Source organism: Deltaproteobacteria bacterium RBG_16_64_85, assembly GCA_001798885.1.
In the GTDB taxonomy this organism is placed as follows: domain Bacteria; phylum Desulfobacterota; class Deferrimicrobia; order Deferrimicrobiales; family Deferrimicrobiaceae; genus FEB-35.
The window spans coordinates 1-6,745 of sequence record MGQW01000021.1 but is presented as its reverse complement, the minus strand read 5'-3'; the positions used below and the strand labels follow the sequence as shown (position 1 = coordinate 6,745).

Annotated in this window: 8 protein-coding genes; 6 read left to right on the top strand and 2 right to left on the bottom strand. The window is 64.2% G+C overall.

Annotation, left to right across the window (positions count from 1 at the left end; all coding sequences use genetic code 11):
- The 3 genes from A2Z13_02725 to A2Z13_02715 all read left to right on the top strand — a co-directional run.
- Nucleotides 1–427, top strand: a 427-nt coding sequence (locus tag A2Z13_02725) for a hypothetical protein (GenBank protein ID OGP80347.1), incomplete at its 5' end; no start/stop codon positions are given.
- Nucleotides 428–439: 12 nt separating this feature from the next.
- The gene (locus A2Z13_02720) at nucleotides 440–1,528 is read left to right on the top strand and encodes an aminoglycoside phosphotransferase (GenBank protein OGP80346.1); all 1,089 of its coding nucleotides are present in this window, start codon (nucleotides 440–442) and stop codon (nucleotides 1,526–1,528) included.
- Nucleotides 1,529–1,535: 7 nt separating this feature from the next.
- Complete coding sequence (locus A2Z13_02715) at nucleotides 1,536–2,066, top strand: adenylyl-sulfate kinase (protein ID OGP80345.1); 531 nt, start codon at nucleotides 1,536–1,538, stop codon at nucleotides 2,064–2,066.
- An 85-nt stretch (nucleotides 2,067–2,151) separates the two neighbouring features.
- On the opposite strand, the gene A2Z13_02710 is transcribed toward A2Z13_02715, so the two are convergent.
- A complete protein-coding gene (locus A2Z13_02710; GenBank protein OGP80344.1) occupies nucleotides 2,152–2,721 on the bottom strand; it encodes an O-acetyl-ADP-ribose deacetylase in 570 nt (189 codons plus the stop codon).
- 42 nt (nucleotides 2,722–2,763) lie between these two features.
- On the opposite strand from A2Z13_02710, the gene A2Z13_02705 reads away from it, so the two are divergent.
- The 3 genes from A2Z13_02705 to A2Z13_02695 all read left to right on the top strand — a co-directional run bounded on the left by A2Z13_02705 (nucleotide 2,764) and on the right by A2Z13_02695 (nucleotide 5,115).
- Entirely contained in the window at nucleotides 2,764–3,132 is a 369-nt protein-coding gene (locus tag A2Z13_02705; protein ID OGP80343.1) for a molecular chaperone DnaJ, read from the top strand.
- Nucleotides 3,133–4,593, top strand: coding sequence for a hypothetical protein (locus A2Z13_02700; protein OGP80342.1), 1,461 nt, complete (start codon nucleotides 3,133–3,135; stop codon nucleotides 4,591–4,593).
- Between the two features lie 216 nt (nucleotides 4,594–4,809).
- Entirely contained in the window at nucleotides 4,810–5,115 is a 306-nt protein-coding gene (locus A2Z13_02695; protein ID OGP80341.1) for a hypothetical protein, read from the top strand.
- A 14-nt stretch (nucleotides 5,116–5,129) separates the two neighbouring features.
- On the opposite strand, the gene A2Z13_02690 is transcribed toward A2Z13_02695, so the two are convergent.
- The coding region (locus A2Z13_02690) for a hypothetical protein (protein OGP80340.1) at nucleotides 5,130–6,745 on the bottom strand (1,616 nt) is incomplete at its 5' end.

Below are 6,745 nucleotides of genomic sequence, written 5' to 3'. Positions count from 1 at the left end.
CCTTCGCAAGAGCCCTGCGCTCTTCCGGAAGATCGTGGCGGGCGCTTCCCCGAAGTGGCTGGCGGTCCGCCCCTCCGGGGGAGACTGGTCCCGGAAGGACGTACTGGCCCACATGCTGGACACCGAAGCCGTCATGACCTTCCGGATCCGGAAGATGATCTGTGAAGAAGATCCGAATCTCTCGTTCTTCGACCAGGAAAAGTGGATCGCGGGGCTGCGCCCGTACCGGGAAAAGGAACCGGGAAAACTGGGCGCCCGATTCGCCGCGCTGCGGGCGGAAAACCTCGCCCTCCTTTCCTCTCTGGACGAAGAGCAAATGAAACGCACCGGCGTCCACCCGGAATCGGGGCGGCTGACCCTGGAGGAGCTCTCCGCCCGGATGGCCCGGCACGACATCAATCACCTGAAGCAGATCCTCGCCGGATAAGGCAGGTGAGGCATGCCCGACCTTTCGCGGGAGAACCTCGAGCCCTACCTCTCGGCCCTCCTGATGAAACCCGTTCGCGTCCTTCGTCTCTCCCTTCTCGGGGAAAAGATCGAGACGGGGGCCATCAAGGGATACGGATACGGAATGCCGGTCCTGGTGGAATACGAAGTCGACGGGCAGCGTCGGAAATCCGTCCTGGAAACGCTTTCGCCTGGGCCCTACGGCCACGATCACATGGCGGACCGCGCCCAGATGCTGCTTTGGGACTTTCAGTCCTATAACAGCCTCCCCCGCCACGCCCGGTCGCTCGATGTCGGAGCCTTCCAGAAGGAAGGAGCTCTCCTCTCCCTCGGAAAGACGCAAGAACTTTTCCTCCTTGCGGAGTATGTCGAGGGGACCGCCTACATCCACGATCTCTCCCGCCTGCAGGGGGACGGTCAGCTGACCGACCTCGACCTGTCCCGGGCCGATGTCCTGTGCGACTACCTGGTCGAAATCCACGAACTGCGGGGGACCGATCCCGGGCTCTACGCGCGGCGGATCCGGGAACTGATGGGGCACGGCGAGTGCATTATGGGCATCGCGGACGGCTATCCGCCGAAACACGGGTTCATCACGAGCAGCCTCCTGCAAACCATCGAGCGACAGTGCGTCGGCTGGAGATGGCGCCTCAAAGGACGCGCCCACCGCCTGCGACGGGTCCACGGCGACTTCCACCCCTACAACATCCTGTTCCGTGATGGGATGGACTTCAGCGTGCTGGACCGATCCCGCGGGGAGTGGGGCGACCCGGCCGACGACGTCACCTCCATCACCGGGAATTACCTGTTCAGCTCGCTGCAGCGCGACGGCCGGCTTGCAGGCGCCTTCGAAACGCTGTTCCGCCGGTTCTGGGACCGCTACCTGGAAAAAACCGGCGACCGGGAAATTCTCGAGGTCGCTGCCCCCTTCTTCGCCTTCCGTTGCCTGGTCATGGCGAGCCCCGTCTGGTATCCCACCCTCTCCGAGGACGTGCGGCGGAAGCTCTTCGCCTTCCTCCAGGCGGTCCTCGACGCGGAAGCATTCAACCCGGCCCGCGTGAACGCTTACTGCGGGGTGTAAGAAAAGAATGCGGCAAGGTTTCGCGGTCTGGCTGACGGGCCTGCCGGCTTCGGGGAAGTCGACCGTCGCGGAAGCCCTGCACAGCGAGCTTGCCGGCCGGGGAGTGAACATCGCGGTTCTCGAATCCGACGCGCTGCGCCGGGTCCTCACCCCGAATCCCGATTACGGCGATTCGGAGCGGGACACTTTTTACGCGGGGGTGAGCTATATCGGATGGCTGCTGACGCGGCACGGCGTATCCGTCATCTTCGATGCCACCGCCAGCCGCCGCGCCTATCGGGACCGTGCGCGACTGCAGATTCCGGAATTCCTGGAAGTGCACGTCGACTGCCCCCTCTCGGTGTGCGAGTCGAGGGACCCCAAGGGGATCTACCACAGGGCACGCGAGGGAAAAGCCCCCAACGTGCCCGGCATCCAGGCAGAATACGAGCCGCCGTTGCAGCCTGAACTCGTGGTGCGGGGAGACAGCGAAACACCTGCCGATGCGGCGAGGCGGATCGTAGCGGCACTCGACAAGAAGGGGTACCTGAACGATTGAATCGGCGAGTGCCGGAGCACGAGGGGGACATTCCACCGGGGACACTCCTGATCTTTGCGCTTGATATCGCGAGGTGTGTCCCCGCTCAGCGTTGAGGAGCGTCCCCCACCATCGATAACGCTTCCAGCGCCTCCCGGTACGCCTGGAAGGTTTTCCCGTCGAACAGGACGAACCGGACGAGCAGCGGCGCACTCTCCTCTTCCTTCAGAAACTCCACAACGGCGCCGAGTGCCACCTTTGCTGCTTCCTCCACGGGATATCCGTAGATCCCCGTGCTGATCGACGGGAAGGCAACCGACGACCATCCTTGTTCGACGGCCAGGCGCAGGGAGTTGCGATAGCAGGAGGCGAGGAGAGTCTTTTCTCCGCGGTCTCCGCCCCTCCACACCGGACCCACCGTGTGGATGACATGCCGCGCCGCAAGCCTGCCGCCGGTCGTCATCACCGCATGCCCCGCGGGGCACTCCCCTTGGCGGGCCCGGAGCGCCTTGCACTCCTCGAGGATGGCGGACCCGCCGGCCCGGTGGATGGCCCCGTCCACTCCCCCACCTCCCAGAAGCGAGGAATTGGCGGCGTTCACGATCGCATCGGTCCTCTCCTCCGTGATGTCCCCCCTTGCCAGCTGCAGCTTCCTGCCCGAAAATTCGCGCTCCATCCCCCTTCCCTCCCGTCTTCCCCTCGATGATATTATCTCTCCATGGACCCTCTCGTGCTCATCGCGGAGGAGAAGATCCGTGAGGCGATGGCCAGGGGGGAGTTCGACAACCTCCCCGGCGCCGGCAAGCCTCTTGCCCTCGAGGACGACTCGATGGTCCCCGAGGACCTGCGGGTCTCCTACAAGATCCTGAAGAACGCCGGGTGCCTCCCGCCGGAGCTCGAGCTGCGCAAGGAGATCGTTACGCTGAAGAGCCTGCTTTCCGCCATCGAGGAGGAAGGCGAGAAGCGGCGGAAGCTCAAGGAACTGGACGGCAAGCTCCTCCGGCTCAACCTGATGAGGAAGAGGCCTCTCCAACTCGAGGATTTCCCCGAATACCGGGACCGGGTCATCGAGAAACTGACGGGCTGAATGCCGGCGCAAGGTCAAAGACCGGTCCTCCATCGGATATCCCCCCGCGTCGTTCGCTCCCTGCGCAGCCGGAAGCCGCTCCGGCGGTTTCTGGACGCCTTCTGCCGCGCCGTCCTGAAGGGCGGAGGAAAACCATATCTCGTGGGGGGCTTCGTCCGCGACCTGGTCGAGGGGCGCCCCGGCAAGGACATCGACCTGATGGTATCCGGGATGGACTTCGAGGGCCTGGGCAAGCTTCTCCGCTCGCTTCCCGCGAAGAGGCTGGGCATCCTGCGGATCTTTCCCGTGGGAAAGGCGTTCGCCGTGTTCAAGGTGCGAACCGCCTGGGTGGAAGAGGAGATCGACGTAGCGCTGGCCCGGTCGGAGCGATCCACGGGCCCGGGGCACCGCGAGTTCGATATCCGCACGAAGGATGTCGACGCGCGGGAGGACGCCTCCCGGCGCGACTTCACGATCAACAGCCTGCTGTTTGCCCTGGGTACGGAGAGCGGCCTGCTGACCGGGGCGGTCGTCGACTTCTTCGGCGGGCTTGCGGACCTGCGGCGAAGGAGGATCCGGGGGGTGGGGAACCCGGAGGACCGGTTCCGGGAGGACCCGTTGCGGATGCTGCGCGCCATCCGCCAAAAGAACGAGCGGCGGGGTTACTCCATCGAGAAGGAAACGTGGGCATCCATCCGCCGCGTGGCGCCGGAATTCATCGGGACGATACCGGGTGAACGGATCATCGGGGAACTGCTTCGCTCGCTCCTGGCAAGCCCGGCAGGTACCGTCAAGGATCTCCATCGATCGGGAATCCTCCGGATTCTCCTCCCCGAAGTCTTCGCCGTGAGGAAGGGTCCTGCCCGGATCCTGCGGCGGTATGCGATCCTGGAGAAATTCCTCGGTCGACCCTTGCCGGAGATTCCGTTGCTCGCCAACCTGCTCGTGGACGTTGCGGAACACGAATGCGTGGCGCGGCAGCGCTTCCGTCTTTCCCGCACGGAGGGCATCGCCCGGCGCCTTCACTTCCCTCAGGTCCGAGGCGGCGTCCGGATGCTCGAGGACCTGGCGCGGCTCGCTCATACCCAACGCTTGAAGAATCCGCACGCCCGGATCGAAGCCGTCTTCGGGAGGTGGGAAAGGCCGGTCCACCTGCTGTCGCTTTACGAGGCCGCTTACCGTGCGGCAGGACGGAAGGGAATCGACTTCCGGCCCCTATTGAAGATTGCAGCCCGGCGCCCGCCCCTGCTCTCGGGGAAGGATCTGCTCCACCTGGGGATCCCCGCTTCTTCCCGGATGGAGGCAATCCTGGAAGAGGTGCGGGAAGCCACCCTCACCGGAAGGGTCCGCAACAAGGAAGAAGCGATCGACCTGGTCCAGTCGATCACCGGGGGTAAAAGGATGTTCCCCGGAAAGCGTCGTCCGGTTACTCCTTCCGCGCGGAGAGGAAAAAAGCCAGCAGGAAACCTAACAGGCAGATAACGAGAGGGAGGCATGAAGAAGGCCCCGCCGGATGGGGCGAAAATCCATTGAGATCGAACAGACTTGCCAGCAGCGGCCCCGCCCGGATCGTCATCGCCGGAGTCCTCCCTCGATTTACCCTTCAATTATAGTATATCTACCCCCGGAAAAGGGCGCTTCCCCCCCTCGGAGAAAAGGGGCGTAAAATAAAGATAAGGGCCGGAGGAGGTGAGGGCCATGAAGCGCGTAACTCCAATCATCCTTCTCGCTTTGCTGATTCTGGCGGTTCTGGCCATCCTGGGGGGATGCGCACCTGGGAAGCAGGCCGTGCGCACTGACAGTCCCCCGGGAGTCACGGTCCACCTGCCTTTGGTGGAGTCGCCGAAGGTAACCCTCCACGCGGAAGAACCGCGCAGACCTCCGCCGGGGCCGCAGTCGGTCGGGGATGAGTACTTCGGACGATGGCTGACGCTGATCGAGGTGGAAATAAACCCGGTCGAGACGGAGAGGCCTACCGGACCCGAGCCGGCGGAACACCGATAGCGGAATATCCCCCGTTATCTGATCCTGCCGCCTCCGGATCCCCGCTCCCCGCGTCCGCCGAAATTGAACCCGGAGCCTCCGCCTCCCCTGTCAGAGTCCCCCTCCGCCGAGGGATTCCGGAATGTCGGTCGGCTGGTCTCTCCCCTGCCCTCCGGCGTCCTGCCGGAATCGCCTCTCTCTGGACTCGCAAAGCCTCGATCAGGCGCGATATTTCCAACCGGCGGCTCGGAGCGAGGCGGTTTCAACACCCTCTCGGGGCGAACCGCGGATCCCGTTTCCGGCCGCCGCGGGGAAGAAGAAACTCCACTGTCGACCGGACGACCCTCACTGCCGCGGAATTCGCGCCGAGGCATCCGGTCCGGCTGATCCGGGCTACGCGGCTGCATTCTTTCCTGCCTCTCGGGACGAGGCATCGAAGCCGGTGGGCGGACGGTGGAGCGTTCCCTCACCTGCACCGATTGCCGACCTCTCTGCGTGGAGGTCCATTCGCGCCATTCATTCTTCCCGCCCCTGTCGGTCCTGGTGAAGACGGTGCCGCGCTCCAGGGGCCGTTCCCATCTGGCCAGCCGGGAATCCGAACGGGTGAATCCCGAGCGGACGAAACGCTCACCGGGGCGCAGCGGCACCCACCGCACGGAGCGGCCGTCCCTCACGAACCTGACGGTGGCCGGGAAGAAAAAGGCGTTCCGGTGGAAATGGACAAAGTGGGAATGCCCGAACACAACGCCGACCGAAACGAACGACCGGAAAGGGCACCAGACCCATCCGAAGAAGGGATCGCTCGCCCACCATCCGAAATGGTAGGGATACCAGCCCCAGGGTTCATAGGACACCCAGGTCCAGCCGTAAGGAGATACCCAGGCCCAGCGGCCGTAATGGTAAGGGGACCAGCCGGAGGTGGTCCTGGGCTGCCACACCCATCCGTAATCGGCGGAGTATACCCAGTCGCCGTAGTTCCTGAGTTCGTATGCCGCCACCGGCGGAACCTCCGCCTTTCTCTCCTCCTCGGTCAGGGGGGGAGGGGGAGCAGCCGTGTCCTCGGGCTTGCCTTCGTATGCGGATACGCGGACATCCTTGCCGATCGTCGCTTCTTCTCCCGCCTTTACGCTGATATCGCCCTTGTCGTGGGAAACGATCCCTTCACCCGAACGCACCACCAGGCGGGTCTGGCCGCCGTCCTTGACGGCCAGCCAGTAGCGGCCCGGAACGTTGAAATTCACCTTTCCGCCGCCGGGTATCATCATCCGCACAGGGGAAAAATCATCCGAAGGAAGATCGAACCGGACCTCCCCGGTACGGAGCCGGAATACCGTGTTCGCCTCGTCGAACTTCCTGATGTCCACTTCCGTTCCCCCGGTGAGAAGGACGAACTGCCCGCCGTGGAATTGAAGTTCCGCTTCCGAACCCTGCGGAATATTGACGCGCACTCTTTCCGTGATCGGGGAGTTGGTAGTGGTTTCCTCCCATTCGCCGGAATCCGGAGATCGGACCCATGCGGTCCCCTGGAATATTTTCAGGCGGGCCACCGAGTAGGCCGAAATCCCCTCCTCGTCGGCTTCCCCTTCCGCCGCCAGCGCCGGCCTCGACGAAACCACGGCGCCCAAGACGAGCATCGCAACCAGGAATAAGG